The following is a 19,018-nucleotide window of genomic DNA, read 5'->3' on the forward strand; positions in this document are numbered from 1 at the left end:
TGCGAACCTTGTCGAAGGATTCCTCTTGGCCGCGCGCACCTCGTCGGGTGACTCCACCCCTCGCCGCATCTCTTTCGCTAAGATCTCAGAGCCTCTCGAGCTTCCTCAGCTCCTCGCCCTCCAGACCGACAGCTTCGACTGGCTGATCGGCAACGAGCGCTGGCAGGAGCAGGTTGCCGCCCGCGAAGCAGCGGGTGAGGACGTGTCTCACAAGTCCGGTCTTCAGGAGATCTTCGAGGAGATCTCTCCGATCGAGGACTTCTCGGAGACGATGTCCCTCTCGTTCGAGAGTCCTGTCTTCTACGACCCCAAGTACACCGTCGAGGAGTGCAAGGAGAAGGACTTCACCTACTCCGCACCGCTCTACGTCTCGGCGGAGTTCACCAACAACGACACTGGTGAGATCAAGGGCCAGACGGTCTTCATGGGTGACTTCCCGCTCATGACCGACCAGGGCACTTTCGTGATCAACGGCACCGAGCGTGTCGTCGTCTCGCAGCTCGTCCGGTCCCCGGGCGTCTACTTCGAGCGCACCGCCGACAAGACGTCCGACAAGGACATCTACACCGCCAAGCTGATCCCGAGCCGCGGCGCCTGGCTCGAGTTCGAGATCGACAAGCGCGACCTGGTCGGCGTCCGCCTCGACCGCAAGCGCAAGCAGAACGTCACGGTGCTGCTCAAGGCCCTCGGCTGGACCAACGAGCAGATCCGCGAGGAGTTCGGCGAGTACGAGTCGATGATGCTGACCCTGGAGAAGGACAGCACCACCGCCCAGGACGACGCGCTGCTCGACATCTACCGCAAGCTGCGCCCGGGCGAGCCCCCGACGCGTGAGGCCGCGCAGACGCTGCTGAACAACTACTACTTCAACCCGAAGCGCTACGACACCGCCAAGGTCGGTCGCTACAAGGTCAACAAGAAGCTCGGTCTTACCGAGGCCTTCGACCAGCAGACCCTGACCGTCGACGACATCGTCGCGACGATCAAGTACGTCGTGGCGCTGCACGACGGGCGTACGCAGCTCGAGACCCCGCAGGGCACGATCGACATCGCCGCCGACGACATCGACCACTTCGGCAACCGCCGGATGCGGACGGTCGGCGAGCTGATCCAGAACCAGCTGCGTACGGGCCTGGCTCGTATGGAGCGCGTCGTGCGCGAGCGGATGACGACCCAGGACGTCGAGGCGATCACCCCGCAGTCCCTGATCAACATCCGTCCCGTGGTCGCTGCGCTGAAGGAGTTCTTTGGCACCTCGCAGCTGTCGCAGTTCATGGACCAGAACAACCCGCTCGCGGGCCTGACGCACAAGCGTCGTCTGTCGGCTCTCGGCCCGGGTGGTCTCTCCCGTGACCGCGCCGGCATGGAGGTCCGAGACGTCCACCCGTCGCACTACGGCCGGATGTGTCCGATCGAGACCCCTGAAGGTCCCAACATCGGTCTGATCGGCTCGCTGGCCTCCTTCGGCCGGATCAACCCGTTCGGTTTCGTCGAGACGCCCTACCGCAAGGTCGTCAACGGCGTCGTCACCGACCAGATCGACTACCTGACCGCCGACGACGAGGACAAGTACGTCATCGCGCAGGCGAACGCGGCCGTCGACGAGAACATGCGGTTCGCCACCGAGCGCGTCCTGGTCCGCCAGCGCGACGGCGAGGTCTCCGAGCTCCTGGCCGACGAGGTCGACTACATCGACGTCTCGCCGCGCCAGATGGTGTCGGTCGCGACCGCGCTGATCCCGTTCCTCGAGCACGACGACGCCAACCGTGCGCTCATGGGCGCCAACATGCAGCGTCAGGCCGTTCCGCTGGTCCGCAGCGACTCGCCGCTGGTCGGCACCGGCATCGAGTACCGCGCCGCGGTCGACGCCGGTGACGTGCTCGTCGCGAAGAAGGCCGGTGTCGTCAAGGAGGTCTCCGCCGACGTCATCGAGACCCTCAACGACGACGGCACCTACACCACCTACAAGCTGGCGAAGTTCGAGCGCTCCAACCAGGGCAACTGCGTCAACCAGCAGCCGCTGGTCGACGAGGGCGCCCGGGTCGAGGTCGGCTCCCCGCTGGCCGACGGTCCGGCGACCCAGGGTGCCGAGATGGCGCTGGGTGCCAACCTCCTGGTCGCCTTCCAGTCGTGGCAGGGCCACAACTACGAGGACGCGATCATCCTGTCCCAGCGTCTGGTGCAGCAGGACTACCTCACCTCGATCCACATCGAGGAGCACGAGGTCGACGCCCGCGACACCAAGCTGGGCCCGGAGGAGATCACCCGGGACATCCCGAACGTCTCCGAGGAGATGCTGGCCGACCTCGACGAGCGCGGCATCATCCGCATCGGCGCCGAGGTCACCACCGGTGACATCCTGGTCGGCAAGGTCACCCCGAAGGGCGAGACCGAGCTGACCCCGGAGGAGCGCCTGCTCCGCGCGATCTTCGGTGAGAAGGCGCGCGAGGTCCGCGACACCTCGATGAAGGTTCCGCACGGCGAGGAGGGCACCGTCATCGGTGTCCGCGTCTTCGACCGTGAGGAGGGCGACGAGCTGCCCCCGGGCGTGAACCAGCTGGTTCGTGTCTACGTGGCGCAGAAGCGCAAGATCTCCGTGGGTGACAAGCTCGCCGGCCGTCACGGCAACAAGGGTGTCATCGCGAAGATCCTGCCGGTCGAGGACATGCCGTTCATGGAGGACGGCACCCCGGTCGACGTTCTGCTCAACCCGCTCGGTGTTCCGCGTCGTATGAACATCGGACAGGTCCTGGAGCTCCACCTCGGCTGGCTCGCCAAGCAGGGTTGGGACCTCAACCTCTCCGACGACCCCGACGACAGCGCCTGGAAGCAGCGCCTGATCAAGATCCACGCCGACAAGGCCGAGCCGGGCACCAAGGTGGCCACGCCGGTCTTCGACGGTGCGCGTGAGGACGAGATCACCGGTCTGCTCGCCTCGACCCTCCCGAACCGGGACGGTCAGCGTGTGGTCGGCACCGACGGCAAGGCCCGCCTCTTCGACGGTCGCTCCGGCGAGCCGTTCCCGGAGCCGGTGGCCGTGGGCTACATGTACATCCTGAAGCTGCACCACCTGGTCGACGACAAGATCCACGCGCGTTCGACCGGTCCGTACTCGATGATCACCCAGCAGCCGCTCGGCGGTAAGGCCCAGTTTGGTGGCCAGCGCTTCGGTGAGATGGAGGTCTGGGCGATGGAGGCGTACGGCGCCGCCTACGCCCTGCAGGAGCTCCTGACCATCAAGTCGGACGACGTGCCCGGCCGCGTGAAGGTGTACGAGGCGATCGTCAAGGGCGAGAACATCCCCGACTCGGGTATCCCGGAGTCGTTCAAGGTTCTCGTCAAGGAGATGCAGTCGCTGTGCCTGAACGTCGAGGTGCTGAGCCAGGACGGTTCGGCGATCGAGCTCCGTGACGCGGAGGAAGACGTCTTCCGCGCCGCCGAGGAGCTCGGCATCGACCTGTCCCGCCGCGAGCCCTCTTCCGTAGAGGAAGTCTGACGAGCGGGAGGTGCGCCTGCGGGCGCACCTCCCCCCTCTCAGTCCCCTTTGAACTTTCCAAGAACTAACGAAGGAACTGGAAGCCACCGTGCTCGACGTCAACTTCTTCGATCAGCTCAAGATCGGCCTGGCCACCGCGGACGAGATCCGCGCGTGGAGCCACGGCGAGGTCAAGAAGCCTGAGACCATCAACTACCGCACGCTCAAGCCCGAGCGTGACGGCCTCTTCTGCGAGAAGATCTTCGGTCCCACCCGGGACTGGGAGTGCTACTGCGGCAAGTACAAGCGCGTGCGCTTCAAGGGCATCATCTGTGAGCGCTGTGGCGTCGAGGTCACCCGCTCCAAGGTACGCCGCGAGCGCATGGGCCACATCGAGCTCGCCGCTCCGGTGACCCACATCTGGTACTTCAAGGGCGTTCCGTCGCGGCTGGGCTACCTGCTCGACCTCGCCCCGAAGGACCTGGAGAAGGTCATCTACTTCGCGGCGTACATGATCACCTCGGTCGACGAGGACGCGCGTCACCGCGACCTGTCCTCGCTCGAGGCCAAGGTCGACCAGCAGCGCAAGATGCTGACCGGCCGGCTCGACGTGGCGATCAACGACCGCGCCAAGAAGCTCGAGACCGACCTGGCCGCGCTCGAGGCCGAGGGCGCCAAGTCCGACGCCAAGCGCAAGGTCAAGGACGGCGCCGAGCGCGAGATGAAGCAGCTGCGCGACCGCACCGAGCGTGAGGTCAACCGCCTCGACGAGGTCTGGGACACCTTCAAGAACCTGAAGGTCCAGGACCTCATGGGCGACGAGCTGCTCTACCGCGAGATGAAGACCTGGTTCGGCAAGTACTTCGAGGGCCACATGGGCGCCACGGCGATCCAGAAGCGCCTCGAGAACTTCGACATCGACGCCGAGGTCGAGAACCTGCGCGAGACCATCGCCACCGGCAAGGGTCAGCGCAAGGTCCGTGCGCTCAAGCGCCTCAAGGTCGTAGACGCCTTCCGCAAGACCGGCAACCAGCCGACCGGCATGGTGCTCGACGCCGTCCCGGTCATCCCGCCGGACCTGCGCCCGATGGTGCAGCTCGACGGTGGCCGCTTCGCGACCTCCGACCTCAACGACCTCTACCGTCGTGTGATCAACCGCAACAACCGCCTCAAGCGTCTCCTCGACCTCGGTGCCCCCGAGATCATCGTGAACAACGAGAAGCGGATGCTGCAGGAGGCCGTCGACTCGCTGTTCGACAACGGCCGTCGTGGCCGTCCGGTCACCGGGCCGGGCAACCGTCCGCTGAAGTCGCTCTCCGACATGCTCAAGGGCAAGCAGGGTCGCTTCCGTCAGAACCTGCTCGGTAAGCGCGTCGACTACTCCGGCCGCTCGGTCATCGTGTCGGGTCCGCAGCTCAAGCTGCACCAGTGCGGTCTGCCGAAGCAGATGGCGCTGGAGCTGTTCAAGCCGTTTGTGATGAAGCGTCTGGTGGACCTGAGCCACGCTCAGAACATCAAGTCCGCCAAGCGGATGGTCGAGCGCGCCCGCCCGGTCGTGTGGGACGTCCTCGAAGAGGTCATCACCGAGCACCCGGTTCTGCTGAACCGTGCGCCCACCCTGCACCGACTCGGCATCCAGGCCTTCGAGCCGCAGCTGATCGAGGGTAAGGCCATCCAGCTGCACCCGCTCGTCTGCACCGCGTTCAACGCGGACTTCGACGGTGACCAGATGGCTGTCCACCTGCCGCTGTCGGCGGAGGCCCAGGCCGAGGCTCGCATCCTGATGCTGTCGACCAACAACATCCTCAAGCCGTCCGACGGTCGTCCGGTCACCATGCCGACCCAGGACATGATCATCGGTCTCTACTTCCTCACCTCCGACCGCGAGGGTGAGGTCGGCGAAGGTCGTGCGTTCTCGTCCCCGGCCGAGGCCATCATGGCCTTCGACCACCTCGAGATCACGCTGCAGTCGAAGATCAAGATCCGCCTCGACGACATCGTCCCGCCGATCGGCTACGACGTGCCGGAGGGCTGGACCGCGGGCGACCCGCTCGTCCTCGAGACCACGCTGGGCCGGGTGATCTTCAACGACACCCTCCCCGCCGACTACCCCTTCGTGAACTACGAGGTCGGTAAGAAGCAGCTCGGCGCGATCATCAACGACCTGGCCGAGCGCTACACCAAGGTCGAGGTCGCGGCGTCGCTGGACGCGCTCAAGGACAACGGCTTCCACTGGGCCACCCGTTCGGGTGTCACGGTCTCCATCGACGACGTCACCACGCCGCCGAACAAGGCCGAGATCCTCGAGGGCTTCGAGAAGCAGGCTGCCAAGGTGCAGAAGCAGTTCGAGCGTGGTCTGGTCACCGACGAGGAGCGCCGTCAGGAGCTCGTCGAGATCTGGACCGAGGCCGCCAAGGTCGTCGGTGCTGCGATGGAGGAGGCGTTCGACCGCAAGAACCCGATCTTCATGCAGGTCACCTCCGGCGCTTCGGGTAACTTCAACCAGATCCGTCAGGTCGGCGCCATGCGAGGCCTGGTGGCCAACCCGAAGGGCGAGATCATCCCGCGGCCGATCAAGTCGAACTTCCGCGAGGGTCTCTCCGTCCTGGAGTACTTCATCTCCACCCACGGTGCTCGTAAGGGTCTGGCCGACACCGCGCTGCGTACCGCCGACTCGGGTTACCTGACCCGTCGTCTGGTGGACGTCTCGCAGGACGTCATCATCCGTGAGGACGACTGCGGCACCGAGCGCGGTCTGCCGAAGGTCATCGGTGTCGACCAGGGCGGCGTCGTCGTCAAGGACGACAACGCCGAGACCGCTGCGTACGCTCGCACGGCTGCCGTCGACATCGAGCACCCGGAGACCGGCGAGGTTCTCGCGGTCGCCGGTGAGGATCTGGGCGACGTCAAGATCGAGGAGCTGGTTCGCGCCGGCATCACCGAGGTCAAGGTCCGGTCGGTCCTCACCTGTGAGGCCCGCACCGGTACGTGCGCCAAGTGCTACGGCCGCTCGCTGGCCACCGGCAAGCTCGTCGACATCGGTGAGGCGGTCGGCATCATCGCCGCGCAGTCCATCGGTGAGCCGGGCACCCAGCTGACCATGCGTACGTTCCACACCGGTGGTGTGGCCTCGGCCGACGACATCACGCAGGGTCTGCCGCGTGTCGTCGAGCTCTTCGAGGCGCGTACGCCGAAGGGTGTCACGCCGATCTCCGAGGTCGCCGGTCGCGTCGAGATCGAGGAGACCGACAAGGCCCGCAAGGTCCTGGTCACCCCGGACGACGGCTCGGACGTCAAGGAGTACGTCGTCTCCCGTCGCTCGCGTCTGCGGGTCGCCGACGGCGACCACATCGAGGTCGGCCAGGCGCTGACCATCGGTACGCCGGACCCCAAGGAGGTCCTCCGTATCCTCGGTGTCCGCAAGACGCAGCAGCACCTCGTGGACGAGGTCCAGGCCGTGTACCGGTCGCAGGGTGTGTCCATCCACGACAAGCACATCGAGATCATCGTGCGGCAGATGCTGCGCCGGATCACCGTGCTCGAGTCGGGTGACACCAACCTGCTGCCGTCCGACCTGGCCGACCGCATCGACTTCGAGTCGGAGAACCGGCGCGTGGTCTCCGAGGGCGGCAAGCCGGCCTCGGGTCGTCCGGAGCTGATGGGTATCACCAAGGCCTCGCTGGCCACCGAGTCCTGGCTGTCGGCGGCCTCCTTCCAGGAGACCACCCGCGTCCTCACCGACGCTGCCATCAACGGCCGCTCCGACTCGCTGCGCGGTCTGAAGGAGAACGTCATCATCGGTAAGCTCATCCCGGCCGGCACCGGCCTGGAGCGCTACCGCAACATCAAGGTCGAGCCGACCGACGAGGCTCGTGCCGCGGCGTACTCCGTGACCGGTTACGACAACTACGACTACGAGTTCGGCAACACCGGCGGCCAGGCCGTCGCGCTGGACGACTTCGATTTCGGCTCCTACCAGAGCTGATCGAATGGTCTGGAAGGCCCCGCCACCTTCGGGTGGCGGGGCCTTCGCCTTTGCTCAGGGGATGAGGAGCCATCGGCCGTCCGAGCCCGGTGCCGCCGTCGCCTCCTGGTAGGCCTCGGCGGCCTTGCTGAGCGGACGGGTCGCAGCGATCCGGGTCGGTACGGTGCCGTCGGCCGCCAGCCGCAGCAGGCCGGCGAGAGTCGCCCCGTCGGCATGGCTCATCACGGTCGAGACCTCGATGCCGCGCTCGGGCTCCGGCTCCCGGCCGGGCTTGACGCTGATGTAGCGGCCGTCGTCGCGTACGCCTGCCAGGGCGGGGTCGTTGAGCGCCGCCAGATCGAGGACGGCGTCGTGGGCGTGCGGCTCGATCTCGGTGACGACACGGTCGGCGCCGGTGGCGAGGTGCTCGGTGCCGGGCCGCACGAGAGCGTCGACGGCCCAGCCGTCGGACTTCGCGAGCGCCAGTGCCCACAGGCCGACGCCTCCGGCGGCACCGGTGACGAGCAGGCTGCCCCGCTCGGGGCCGAGGAGGTCGAGCGCCTGGCGGGCGGTGAGCGCGTTGAGCGGAGCCGCGGCAGCGGCATCGAGCGTGAGCCCCTCGGGCAGCGGCGCCGCGTCGGCGGCCGGCAGCACGACCTCCGTCGCGTGGGCGCGGGCGCCTGCCGCCGGGTTGCCGTGGAAGCCGGCGACCCGGTCACCGACCGCGAAGCCGGAGACCGCCTCGCCGATCTCGGTGACGACACCGCTGAAGTCGAAGCCGAGGCCGACCACGTCGGGGAGCCCGATGGGTGCGTGGTCGGCGGCGACGAAGGCGTCGAAGAGGGTGAAGCCGGCGGCGGCCACCTCGACCCGGATCTCGTCGGGGCCGAGCGGCTGCGCCGGGAGCTCCTCGAGGTGCGGGGTCGGGTCGCCGGCACGGGAGATGAGTGCGTACATGGTGTTCGTCCTTGGGTCTGGTCAACTGGTTGCACGCACTACTTTCGGTGCCCTACTCTCCTTTGGGAAGAAGGCACTTTGAAGTGGCGTACGCACCTGGAGGTCTGCCATGGGGACGACGACGGCCGAGCGGCCCAGTGGATTCGAGCAGAGCGGATTCGACGCGTTCACGGCGCTGTGTCCGAGCAGGCGGCTGCTGGACACGATCGGCGACAAGTGGGTGAGCCTGGCGATCGTGGCGCTCGGGCTGCGTGGGCCGCTGAGGTACTCGGAGCTGGCCTCGCAGATCGAAGGGGTCAGCCAGAAGATGCTGACCCAGTCGTTGCGGAAGATGGAACGCGACGGCCTGCTGACGCGCACCGTCACGCCGTCGGTGCCGGTGCGGACCGACTACGAGCTGACTCCGCTCGGGCAGACGCTGCTGCCCGTCCTCGCGCACCTCAAGGAGTGGGCCGAGGACCACATGGCCGAGGTGGACGAGGCCCGCACGGCGTACGACTCGAAGGTCTGAGATTTTCTCGAGATCGGACGCAACGAACCGTGGCGTCCGCGCGTCTCAGGGGTAGGACGATGGGTCAACCAACCGGCTTGTCCGGCTGGGCATCTGCTACTCGAGGAGCAAAGATGCGGCACGCTCGGCTGATGGTGGTCGTAGTCGGGATCCTCGGCGTGCTCGCGGTGGGAGGTTGCGGGTCGACGATGGACGGGGCGGTCGACGCGTCACCATCTGCTTCCGGGACCGCGGATTCGACCTCGCAGAGCAGCACACCATCGTCCCCGACTCAGTCCTCACCGGCGGCCACGGGGGGTTCGCCGGTGAGGACTGAGTCCTCAGCTTCTTCCTCCGACCCGGCGGCGGACCCGGTGACGCCGAAGTGCGCCAACACCGACCTGAAGGCCGGCTACCGACCCACCGAGGCAGGTGCGGGGTCGCGGTTCGGCGAGATCACGCTGACCAACGTCTCCGACCACGCATGCTCCCTGGGCGGCTTCGGCGGGCTCTCGTACGTCGGGGGCGGCGACGGCACCCAGGTCGGGGCGCCGGCGAGACGTGAGGGCTCCTGGCGCAGGATCATCATGAAGCCGGGGCAGGTCGCGGTGAGCGCGGTCGCCGAGTCGACGGCCCAGAACTACCCGGCCTCGGACTGCAAGCCGACCAAGGTGGACGGTTTCCGGGTCTACGTCCCGGACTCCTACGACTCCCAGTTCGTCCGTCACGAGACGACCGGCTGTGCCGACAAGAACGTGTCGCTCCTGTCTCATCGCGCGTTCCACTAGCGGCCATCCGCAGGCGGGATCCTGGCGCGCATGAGACGTGTCCGAGCCGGCCTCCTCTTCGTGTCCGCAGCGCTCCTGGCGAGCGTCGTCAGCGCCCCGGCGTACGCCGAGAACGACCCGCGCACCTTCGACCTCCAGGCACACCGCGGCGGCATCGCGCTGACGGTGGAGAACACCCTGCCGGCCTTCGCGCGGGCGCTCGAGCTGGGTGTGAGCACCCTCGAGCTCGACGTCCAGATCACCGAGGACGGGTATGCGGTGGTGACGCACGACCGGGACCCGAACCCGGCCAAGTGCGTCGACACCGCGCCGGCGTTCCCCGGTGATCCGGAGTTCCCGTACGTGCCGAACCGGACCTACATCAAGGACCTCACGCTCGCGCAGGTGCGCACGATCGACTGCGGGTCGCTGCGGCAGCCGCAGTACCCCGAGCAGGAGCTGTCGCCGGGGGAGCGGATGCCGCTGCTCTCGGAGGTGTTCGCGCTGGTCAACAGCTACCACGCCGGCCAGGTCACGCTGAACGTGGAGACGAAGGTCGAGGCCGGTGCGCCGGAGCAGACCGCGCCGCGCGAGCAGTTCGTACGCGTCGTCCTGGCCGAGATCCGGCGGGCCCACATCCGCAACCAGGTCACGATCCAGAGCTTCGACTGGGGTGCGCTGAAGCGGTTCCGTGAGGTCGAGCCGCGCCTGCCGATCGTCGCGCTGACCAACGGCCAGCAGTTCCTCCAGCAGGGGCGGCAGGGCGCCTCGCCGTGGCTGGGTGGGATCGACATCGACGACTTCGAGGGGTCCCTGCAGGAGCGGTACGTCGCGGCCGCCGACTCGTTCGGGGCCGATGCGGTCTCGCCGGTCCACGGTGACCCGCAGGGCGGCTCGGTGTCCGACCCCGGCTACGTCCCGTTCACGACCCAGGAGCTGGTCGACGCTGCCCACGAGCGCGGGATCGCGGTCGTGCCGTGGACGGTGAACGACGTCGCCACCATGGAGCATCTGATCGGGCTCGGCGTCGATGGCCTGATCACCGACCGGCCCGACGGGCTGCGCGAGGTGCTGGCCGAGCACGGTTACAAGCTGCCGCGCATATACGCAGGTCAGGAGTAGCGGAGTCGCCTACCCTCTGGGGTATGGCAGCTGATCTGGACAAACACGTCCGCGGGATCGTCGACAGCGTCGCCTATCTGGTGCTGGCGACCTCGGACCCCGACGGACGGCCGCGTACCTCGCCGGTCTACTTCTCCCACGACGGCTACCGGGACCTCTACTGGGTCTCGGCACCCGACGCCCAGCACTCCCGCAACATCGTCCGCGATCCGCGCGTCGCCGGGGTGATCTTCGACTCCTCGGTGCCGCCCGGGTCGGGGGCGAGCGCTGCGTACGTCACCGGGATGGCCCGCCAGGTGCCCGACTTCGAGCTCGAGAAGCGCTGCGCTGTGGCGTTTCACCGGCTGGTCGGGACGTCGCGGGCGTTCAAGCCCGAGGAGCTGCGCGGGGAGGCGCCGCTGCGGCTCTACGTGATGGACGTGGAGCTCTGGGAGGCGCACCTTCCTGGTGTCGACCCGGACGACGAGGAGGTGCCGGAGACCCGGGTCGAGGCGGCCCCGGAGCTCTGAGGCCGTCAGGTCGGCCGTCAGGTCGCCGGGCGGAAGAGGAGATGGATCTCATCGCGCAGCTCGAGCCGCTCGATGCCGATGCCGTAGACCGGCTCCAGGATCTCGGGGCGCAGCACCTCGTCGACGGTGCCGCGCGCGGCGACCCGACGCCGGTCGAGCAGCACCAGGTCGTCGCAGTAGCGGGCCGCCAGGTTGAGGTCGTGGAGCACGACGATCGCCGTCGTGCCGAGCTTCCGCACCAGCGAGAGGATCTCGTGCTGGTAGCGGATGTCGAGATGGTTGGTCGGCTCGTCGAGGAGCAGGTGGGTCGCCTCCTGGGCCAGTGCGCGGGCGATGAGCACCCGCTGCCGCTCGCCGCCGGAGAGGGCGGCGAAGGAGCGCGGGCCGAGGTGGGTGCCGCCGACGCGCTCGAGGCAGTCCGCGGCGACCTGCAGGTCGTGCTCGCCGGCTCTGGCGAACGCGGACAGGTGCGGCGTACGTCCCAGCAGCACCATCTCGCCGGCGGTCAGTGTTGTGTCGGTGCCGGACTCCTGGACGACGACGGCGAGCCGTCGGGCGACCTCCTTGGCGGGGAGCCCGGCGAGGGGGTCGCCGTCGATCTCGACGGTGCCCGTGCCGCGGAGGGCGCCGTAGAGCATCCGCAGCAGGGTGGTCTTGCCGCTCCCGTTCGGCCCGATCAGGCCCAGGACCCTGCCCTCGTGGGAGTCGACGTCGACGTCCTCGAGGATGGTCGTGGCGCCGTAGGTCCAGGTCAGGCCGGCGGCCTCGATCACTGCCCGAACCTCTCGATGATCCGCTCCAGGCCGTCGACCGAGAGGGCCGAGGGAGGCTCGGTGAAGTTGAACAGCTGCGCCATCACGTCGCCGTTCTTGACCGCGGTCAGGTCCTCGGCGCCGGCGAGCTGGGTGATCGACTCCTCGACCTCGGCCGGGTCGCCGGCGTTGTGGAGCAGGATGATCACGTCGGGGTCGCGCTCGAGAAGGTCCTCGGTCGAGACCTCGAAGACCCGCTCGTCCACGTCGGCGAAGACGTCCTCGAACCCGGCCGCCTCGAGCTGCGGGTGGGCCATCGAGCGGGTGCCGTAGGCGTAGGTCACGCCGCCACCGACGGTGGGGTAGAGAACGGCCGCCGTACGCCCCTCGCCGACCTTCTTCTTCTCCAGCTCGGTGACGCGTTTGCGCAGGTCAGCAACAGCCTGGGCGGCTTCGTCGGTCTTGTCGAAGACGCGGCCGTAGGCCTCCAGCTGGCTGTAGACGTCGTGGAACCCGGGATCGTCGACGCCCTCGGGGCACATCGCCGGCTCCTCGAGGAGATCGATGTCGACCGCGTCGAGGGTGTCCCGGGAGAGGTTGTCGACCTCGCCGAGGACCAGGTCGGGCTCCTCGGCGATCACGACCTCCTTGGAGATCTGCAGGTGGCCGCTGGTGTCCATCTCGTCGGTGAGCAAGGGGATGTCGTCGAGCTCGGCCTGGGTCTCGGCGTCGTAGTAGTCGGCGGGGTATTCGCCGGCCCGGGCCACGACCTGGTCCATCACGCCGAGCGCGTGCAGATAGGGCACCGCGGAGCTCTTCAGCATCACCACCCGCTCCGGCGAGGCGTCGAAGGTGACCTCAGCGCCGCAGTTCTCTATGGTGACCGGGAAGCCGTCTGCGGTGGCCTCCGTGCCGGCGGCGTCGGCGCCGCACGCGGTGGTCGTGGCCAGCACGAGGGCGGCGGTGGCGATCGTGGTGCGGATCATGTCGTGCTCCTGGTGGTGGGTCGGTCGGGCGGTGGTCAGACGTCGCGGGCGGAGAAGCGCCGGATGAGGACGATGAGGAACGGGGCGCCCAGCAGGGCGGTGACGATCCCGATCGGGATCTCCTGGGGCTGGAGGAGCACCCGGGCGAGCACGTCGGCCCAGACCAGCAGGATCGCGCCCATGAGCGCGGCCGCGGGTACGGCCACCGCGTGGGCGGAGCCGACGGCGCGGCGGGCCAGGTGAGGCACGACCAGGCCGACGAAGCCGATGCTGCCGGCAGCCGAGACGACCACGCCGACGGTCAGCGCCACCACGACGAGCAGCAGGGTGCGGAAGCGGTCGGGGGAGACGCCGAGCGTGTGGGCGGTCTCGTCGCCGATCGCGAGCGCGTCGAGCCCGCGACCCGACATGGTCAGTAGGGTGATCGTGGCGATCACCGCGACAGCCACGACGGCGAGCAGGCCGTCCCACTGCGCCAGCCCGAGCGACCCGAGCAGCCAGAACATCACCGACCGGGCGCCCTCGGCCGAGCCCGAGGCGAAGATCAGGAAGCTGGTCAGCCCGTAGAGCAGGTAGCCGACCGCGACCCCGGAGAGCAGCAGCCGCAGCGAGGTCACTCGGCCGCCGCTGCGCGCCAGCGCGAAGACCAGGAACGACGCCGCCAGAGCGCCGAGGAAGGCGGACCCCGGGAGGGCGTACGCCCCCAGGCCGGTGCCTGCGCCGAACAGGATCGCCGCCGCGGCGCCGCTGGAGGCGCCGGAGTTGATCCCGAGCAGGTAGGGGTCGGCGAGCATGTTGCGGACCATCGCCTGCAGCGCCATGCCGGTGACGGCCAGGCCCGCGCCGACCAGGGCGCCGAGGAGCACGCGGGGGAGGCGTACCTTCCACACGATCGCCTCCTCGGTGGCCTTCCAGCCCGACTCCGGCCCGGCCTCGGGGAGGCCGAGGAGGTGGTGGCCGAGGATCTGCGCGACCGTCCCCGGCGTGACGTACGCAGCCCCCAGCCCGACCGCGACGACGACCGTCGCCACAGCGGCTGCGAGCAGGCCCAGGAGCCAGATGACGGCGCGCCGGCGGCGGCGACGTACGCCGAGAGGGTCGTGCACGTGGGGGCCTTTCTGGCCGGCGTCGGGCATTACTGCAAACAACTTGCAATAACCTAGCAGGGGCTTCCGCTGGCCGGAGGTGAGGGTTCTCTGACCGGGCGTGTGGCGGGTCTGGGAAGATATGCGCATGACCTCGTCCCTTCCGCAGTCAGCTGACGTGCTCGTCGTGGGGGCAGGGCCCGCGGGCTCGGCCGCGGCTGCCTGGCTGGCGCGCGCCGGGGTCGATGTCCTGCTGACCGACGCCGCTGTCTTCCCGCGTGACAAGACCTGTGGTGACGGGCTGACCCCGCGCGCCACCCATGAGCTGGTGCGCCTCGGACTCGAGGACTGGCTGCGCGCTCACCCGGTCTCGAAGGGGCTGCGCGCGCACGGCTTCGGGCAGACGCTGCACCTGCCCTGGCCGGGTGGCACGCTGCCTTCCTGGGGCTCGGCGGTGCCGCGCACCGAGCTCGACGACCACCTGCGCACCGTGGCGATCAAGTCGGGTGCGACCGCGGTCGACGGCGTGCGGGCGGTCGACGTGCGGTGGGACGGTGCCCGGATTGCTGCCGTCGTCTTCGAAGGCGGCCACGAGGTGGCCTGCCGGTCGGTCGTGGTGGCCGACGGCGTGCGCTCGCCGCTGGGCAAGGTGTTGGGGCGCGAGTGGCACCGCGACACCGTCTACGGCGTCGCCGGGAGGGCCTACATCGCCTCCGACCAGGCCGACGACGAGTGGATCTCCTCCCACCTGGAGCTGCGCGACGAGTCCGGTGAGGCGCTGCCCGGCTACGGGTGGATCTTCCCGCTGGGCTCGGGCGAGGTGAACATCGGCGCCGGCGCGCTGGCCACCTCGAAGCGGCCGGCAGACGTCGCGATCAAGCCACTGATGCGCCACTACACCGAGCAGTGCCGCGACCAGTTCGGGCTGAAGGGCGAGCTGCGGGCGGAGAAGTCCGCGCTGCTGCCGATGGGCGGTGCGGTCTCCGGCGTCGCCGGCTCCAACTGGGCGCTGATCGGCGACGCAGCCGGGTGCGTGAACCCGCTCAACGGCGAGGGGATCGACTACGGCCTGGAGACCGGGCGGATGGTCGCCGACGCCATCGTCACAGGCGAGGACCTGGCCACCGCATGGCCGGCGACCCTGCGCGAGCACTACGGCGAGGCGTTCTCCATCGCCCGTCGCCTGGCCGGGATCGCGACCCGTCCGCGCCTGGTGTCCACGCTCGGACCTGCGGGAATGCGCTCCGACTGGCTGATGACGCTCGCCCTGCGATGGATGGGCAACCTGGTCACCGACGAGGACCGCGACCGCGCCGCGAAGGTGTGGCGCTGGGCCGGCCGCCGCTCCATCTCCCTCGACTCCCGACCTCCGTTCAGCTGATGGCGACGCGGAATCGGGGCCGCGGTGGGCGGCGACGCAAGCTTCCGAAGGTGCAGCGGGTAGGGGCCTACGCGGTCATCATCCGGGCCGGCGCTGCGGCCGAGCCGGAGATCCTGCTGAGCCGGCTCTCGGAGAAGGTCACGCCGGAGGAGCGCTGGACGCTGCCCGGTGGCGGGATCGACCACGGCGAGGACCCGCGCGACGCGGTCGTGCGCGAGGTCTACGAGGAGGCCGGGGTGCCGGTCGAGGTCGGTGTCGAGGCGCGGGTCTACTCCGTCCACCAGGCCAAGGCCTGGCGGCTGGGCCGACGGGTCAACTCCCACGCGATCCGGATCGTCTACGACGGCTGGGTGCCTCACGACGCTCCCGCGCCGCAGACGATGGAGGTCGACGGCTCCACGGCCGAGGCGGCCTGGCTGCCGCTGGCCGCCGTCGTGAGCGGCGAGATCCCGACGTCTCCGCTGGTCACCGAGGCCCTGGAGGTGCACAAGCCGGCGCGGATGCAGCGGCTGGCGGCGTACGCGTTCATCACCCGCACCTCCGACGACGCGATCCTCCTCACCCGGATCTCGCCGCTCGGCTACCACTCCGGCTCGTGGACGCTGCCCGGTGGCGGGATCGACTTCGGCGAGCAGCCGCGCGAGGCGCTGGTGCGCGAGGTGGCCGAGGAGTGCGGTCTCACCTGCGAGGTCGGCGTCCTGCTCGACGTGCACGACGTGAAGATCACCGGCACCGCCCCCAGCGGCCGTCACGAGGAGTTCCACGGCGTCCACCTCATCTTCGCCGCGACCGTGCCCGACGGTGCCGAGCCGCGAGTGGTCGAGGAGGGTGGCACCACCGACGACGTAGGTTGGGTGACCCGTGACGAGCTGGCCGGCCTTCCACTCCTCGACGTGGTCACCGCGGCCCTCGACGCCGAGAAGAAGGCAGCCTCCTAGTCGGGCGGGCTGTGGCACTTCGTGAGTGGGCCCGGTTTCGCGGCGCATCTCCGGGCGGGTTGGTGAGTCCCAGGCGAATGACAATTCGTTCGCGGGTGCGGGGTGAATGAAAGTTCGTTCACGTGTCCCAGGTGAGCGAAGATTCGTTCGCCGGGGCTAGTAGACCAGCGTGGTCGCCCTCATCTCGGCATCGCCTCTAGCCAAGGTCGGCACGGGTGCCGACACCGTTCTCCTCGGCGGCCGCCAGGATCACCGCCGCCGCGGCGGCGTCCTGGACGCCGACGCCCACGGAGAAGTAGGTGACGACGTCGGTGGTGCCGCGAGCGAGAGTGGTGGCGCCGGTCAGGAGCGAGCCGAGGTCGGTGATCCGGTCCGGGGCGACGGAGCCGGACGCGACGGCTTCGACGACGGGGCCGGAGTCGGTCAGCGCGGACGGGCGATAGTCGACCACGACCGTGGAGCGCGCCAGCAGTGACGGCGGTAGCTCGACGCGGTCGGGGGCGAAGGAGCCGACGCTGGCCACGGTGGTGCCGTCGGCGACCCACGGGTCCTCGATCACGGGCGTGAGCGACGACGTGCAGAGGACGACGATGTCGGCGCTGCGTACCGACTGTTCCAGATCGTCCTTCGCGGTCGCGCCGTGCGACTCGGCGATCTCGGCGGCGGCCGTCCGGTTCCGGCCGAAGATCTGGAGCTCGGCGTCGGGATGCGTCACCGCGAAGGCGTCGAGGTGGGCCCGGGCCTGCGCGCCGGTGCCGACGACGAGAACGGTCGCGGCGGACGGTGCGAGCTGCTGCATGGCGAGGGTGGTCGCGGCGGAGGTGCGCAGGCCGGTGACGCTGTCGCCGTTGATGATCGCGCGCGGAGCGCCGGTCTCACTGTCGAGGACCGTGATGACCGAGTGGACGGCGCCCAGGCCACGGCCGGCGTTGGCCGGGTTGACGCTGCCGAACTTGCTCACCGCGGGGGCGTCGGGAGCGATCCGGGAGGAGTAGCAGAACGAGACCGACGAGTCCTGCCCAGGGACGAGGAGCCGGGGAGGCTGGACGGCCTCCCCGGCTCCCAGTCGGGTGAACGCCTCGCGCTGGGACTCGAGCGCGAGCTGCGGCGTGAAGATGCTGCGTACGTCGGTGGCGGAGAGGATCCTGACACTCACCCCGCCACCGTAGACCGTCAGACGGTGGCCTTCTCCGCGGTCTCCTCGAGCGCGATGTCCTTGGTCTCCTTGCCGATCAGCAGCGAGATCAGGGTGATCACCGCCATCACGGAGAGGTAGACGCCGACCAGGACGGGCGAGCCGTCGGCCTGCTTCCACAGCGCGACCGCGATGAACGGGGCGACCGCGGCGCCGAGGATCGAGGCGACGTTGTAGGAGACGCCGGAGCCGGTGTAGCGGACGCTGGTCGGGAACAGCTCGGGCAGGAGCGCGCCCATCGGGCCGAAGGTGAGGCCCATCAGGGAGAAGCCGAGGACGAGCCAGAGGAGCACGCCCGGGGTGCCGGCATTGACCAGCGGGACCCAGGCCAGGCCGAAGACGATGATCCCGAGGGTGACCGCGATCAGCAGCCGGCGGCGGCCGAAACGCTCGGCCAGCGGGCCGGAGACCATCGTGAAGATGCCGAAGAAGACCACGCCGAAGATCAGCATCAGCACGAAGGTGGTGTAGCCGTAGCCCAGGCCGGGCACGGGGAGGTCCTTGGCAGCGGTGCCGAACGACAGCGAGAACGCGGTCATCAGGTAGAAGAGGACGTACGTCGCCAGCATGAAGAACGTGCCGAGGATCAGCTGCTTGCCCTGGTTGCGGACGACCGAGGCCAGCGGGACCTTGCGGACCAGGCCGGCGTCCTGACTCTTGGTGAAGACGTCGCTCTCGACCAGGCGCAGCCGGACCCAGAGGCCGACGATCACCATGACGGCCGAGAAGAGGAACGGCACCCGCCAGCCCCAGGCCAGGAAGGCGTCGGACGGCTTGGTCGGGTCGGCGCCCTCCGCGGAGAGCAGCGCCGCGATGGTCAGGAACAGGCCGTTGGAGAGGATGAAGCCCAGCGGCGCGCCGAGCTGCGGGAACGTACCGAAGATGGCGCGCTTGCCCTCCGGGGCGTTCTCGGTCGCGACCAGGGCCGCGCCGCTCCACTCGCCGCCGAGCGCGAAGCCCTGGGCCAGGCGCATCAGCACGAGCAGCGCGGTGGCGACCCAGCCGACGGTCGCGTACGTCGGGAGCACACCGATCAGGAACGTCGCGATGCCCATGGTGAGCAGCGAGATCACCAGGGTCGTCTTGCGGCCGAGCCGGTCGCCGAGGTGACCGAAGAAGATCGCGCCCACCGGTCGGGCGACCATCGCGGCGCCGAAGACCGCGAAGCTCGCGAGGAGCGCGGTGGTCGGATCGCCGGCCGGGAAGAAGAGGGCGGGGAAGACGAGGACGGCTGCGGTCGCGTACGCGTAGAAGTCGTAGAACTCGATCGTCGTGCCGACGAGACTGGCGACGAGCACGCGGGAGCGCGGGTTGGCCGGTGCGGGGGTGGCGGACATGGTCTCTCTCCGAGGTCTGGAAGTGCCCGCGCTCTCGCGGGCTGTCCCATCATATGAGAG

General features: G+C 69.0%; 14 protein-coding genes. 8 read left to right on the plus strand and 6 right to left on the minus strand.

Annotation, left to right across the window (positions count from 1 at the left end):
• The first annotated feature begins 25 nt into the window (after nt 1-25).
• Nucleotides 26-3,496, plus strand: coding sequence for a DNA-directed RNA polymerase subunit beta (gene rpoB / locus G5C66_RS08510; protein WP_165110532.1), 3,471 nt, complete (start codon nt 26-28; stop codon nt 3,494-3,496).
• 88 nt (nt 3,497-3,584) lie between these two features.
• On the plus strand, nt 3,585-7,460 hold the full coding sequence (locus G5C66_RS08515) for a DNA-directed RNA polymerase subunit beta' (RefSeq protein ID WP_165110533.1): 3,876 nt from the start codon (nt 3,585-3,587) through the stop codon (nt 7,458-7,460).
• A gap of 54 nt (nt 7,461-7,514) precedes the next feature.
• Here the strand turns inward: G5C66_RS08515 and G5C66_RS08520 are convergent, their stop codons facing one another.
• Nucleotides 7,515-8,396: an alcohol dehydrogenase catalytic domain-containing protein gene (locus G5C66_RS08520; RefSeq protein ID WP_165110534.1), complete on the minus strand. Its 882-nt coding sequence runs from the start codon at nt 8,394-8,396 to the stop codon at nt 7,515-7,517.
• Between the two features lie 109 nt (nt 8,397-8,505).
• Between G5C66_RS08520 and G5C66_RS08525 the strand changes: the two genes are divergently transcribed.
• The 4 genes from G5C66_RS08525 to G5C66_RS08540 all read left to right on the plus strand — a co-directional run bounded on the left by G5C66_RS08525 (nt 8,506) and on the right by G5C66_RS08540 (nt 11,284).
• Complete coding sequence (locus tag G5C66_RS08525) at nt 8,506-8,907, plus strand: winged helix-turn-helix transcriptional regulator (RefSeq protein WP_165110535.1); 402 nt, start codon at nt 8,506-8,508, stop codon at nt 8,905-8,907.
• A 305-nt stretch (nt 8,908-9,212) separates the two neighbouring features.
• Nucleotides 9,213-9,674, plus strand: a complete 462-nt coding sequence (locus G5C66_RS08530; protein WP_165110536.1) for a DUF4232 domain-containing protein — start codon at nt 9,213-9,215, stop codon at nt 9,672-9,674.
• A 30-nt stretch (nt 9,675-9,704) separates the two neighbouring features.
• On the plus strand, nt 9,705-10,775 hold the full coding sequence (locus G5C66_RS08535; protein WP_165110537.1) for a glycerophosphodiester phosphodiesterase family protein: 1,071 nt from the start codon (nt 9,705-9,707) through the stop codon (nt 10,773-10,775).
• 23 nt (nt 10,776-10,798) lie between these two features.
• On the plus strand, nt 10,799-11,284 hold the full coding sequence (locus G5C66_RS08540) for a pyridoxamine 5'-phosphate oxidase family protein (protein ID WP_165110538.1): 486 nt from the start codon (nt 10,799-10,801) through the stop codon (nt 11,282-11,284).
• 17 nt (nt 11,285-11,301) lie between these two features.
• Here G5C66_RS08540 and G5C66_RS08545 read toward each other — a convergent pair whose 3' ends face one another.
• The 3 genes from G5C66_RS08545 to G5C66_RS08555 are packed head-to-tail and all read right to left on the minus strand — an operon-like array spanning nt 11,302 to nt 14,128.
• Nucleotides 11,302-12,057 carry an ATP-binding cassette domain-containing protein gene (locus G5C66_RS08545; RefSeq protein ID WP_165110539.1) on the minus strand — a complete coding sequence of 252 codons (756 nt, stop codon included), beginning with the start codon at nt 12,055-12,057 and terminating at the stop codon, nt 11,302-11,304.
• Nucleotides 12,054-13,022 carry an ABC transporter substrate-binding protein gene (locus G5C66_RS08550; protein WP_165110540.1) on the minus strand — a complete coding sequence of 323 codons (969 nt, stop codon included), beginning with the start codon at nt 13,020-13,022 and terminating at the stop codon, nt 12,054-12,056. The genes G5C66_RS08545 and G5C66_RS08550 overlap by 4 nt, the downstream gene beginning before the upstream one ends.
• A 35-nt stretch (nt 13,023-13,057) precedes the next feature.
• Nucleotides 13,058-14,128: an iron chelate uptake ABC transporter family permease subunit gene (locus G5C66_RS08555; RefSeq protein ID WP_206443864.1), complete on the minus strand. Its 1,071-nt coding sequence runs from the start codon at nt 14,126-14,128 to the stop codon at nt 13,058-13,060.
• 127 nt (nt 14,129-14,255) lie between these two features.
• Here G5C66_RS08555 and G5C66_RS08560 point away from each other — a divergent pair, with 127 nt between their 5' ends.
• Complete coding sequence (locus G5C66_RS08560; RefSeq protein ID WP_165110542.1) at nt 14,256-15,488, plus strand: geranylgeranyl reductase family protein; 1,233 nt, start codon at nt 14,256-14,258, stop codon at nt 15,486-15,488.
• Between the two features lie 50 nt (nt 15,489-15,538).
• The gene (locus tag G5C66_RS08565; protein ID WP_338144115.1) at nt 15,539-16,426 is read left to right on the plus strand and encodes an NUDIX domain-containing protein; all 888 of its coding nucleotides are present in this window, start codon (nt 15,539-15,541) and stop codon (nt 16,424-16,426) included.
• 196 nt (nt 16,427-16,622) lie between these two features.
• On the opposite strand, the gene G5C66_RS08570 is transcribed toward G5C66_RS08565, so the two are convergent.
• Both G5C66_RS08570 and G5C66_RS08575 read right to left on the minus strand, forming a co-directional pair.
• Entirely contained in the window at nt 16,623-17,582 is a 960-nt protein-coding gene (locus G5C66_RS08570) for an ornithine cyclodeaminase family protein (RefSeq protein WP_165110544.1), read from the minus strand.
• Between the two features lie 17 nt (nt 17,583-17,599).
• Nucleotides 17,600-18,958 (minus strand): MFS transporter, encoded by a 1,359-nt coding sequence (locus G5C66_RS08575; RefSeq protein ID WP_165110545.1) that lies wholly within the window; start codon nt 18,956-18,958, stop codon nt 17,600-17,602.
• Nucleotides 18,959-19,018 lie beyond the last annotated feature (60 nt).

The organism is Nocardioides turkmenicus, from assembly GCF_011045035.1.
GTDB lineage: Bacteria > Actinomycetota > Actinomycetes > Propionibacteriales > Nocardioidaceae > Nocardioides > Nocardioides turkmenicus.

Excerpts from the sequence above, each read along its gene's own strand:
- G5C66_RS08520 (WP_165110534.1), bottom strand. The coding sequence starts at position 8,396 with ATGTACGCACTCATCTCCCGTGCCGGCGACCCGACCCCGCACCTCGAG.
- G5C66_RS08525 (WP_165110535.1), top strand. The coding sequence starts at position 8,506 with ATGGGGACGACGACGGCCGAGCGGCCCAGTGGATTCGAGCAGAGCGGA.
- G5C66_RS08535 (WP_165110537.1), top strand. The coding sequence starts at position 9,705 with ATGAGACGTGTCCGAGCCGGCCTCCTCTTCGTGTCCGCAGCGCTCCTG.
- G5C66_RS08540 (WP_165110538.1), top strand. The coding sequence starts at position 10,799 with ATGGCAGCTGATCTGGACAAACACGTCCGCGGGATCGTCGACAGCGTC.
- G5C66_RS08550 (WP_165110540.1), bottom strand. The coding sequence starts at position 13,022 with ATGATCCGCACCACGATCGCCACCGCCGCCCTCGTGCTGGCCACGACC.
- G5C66_RS08560 (WP_165110542.1), top strand. The coding sequence starts at position 14,256 with ATGACCTCGTCCCTTCCGCAGTCAGCTGACGTGCTCGTCGTGGGGGCA.
- G5C66_RS08575 (WP_165110545.1), bottom strand. The coding sequence starts at position 18,958 with ATGTCCGCCACCCCCGCACCGGCCAACCCGCGCTCCCGCGTGCTCGTC.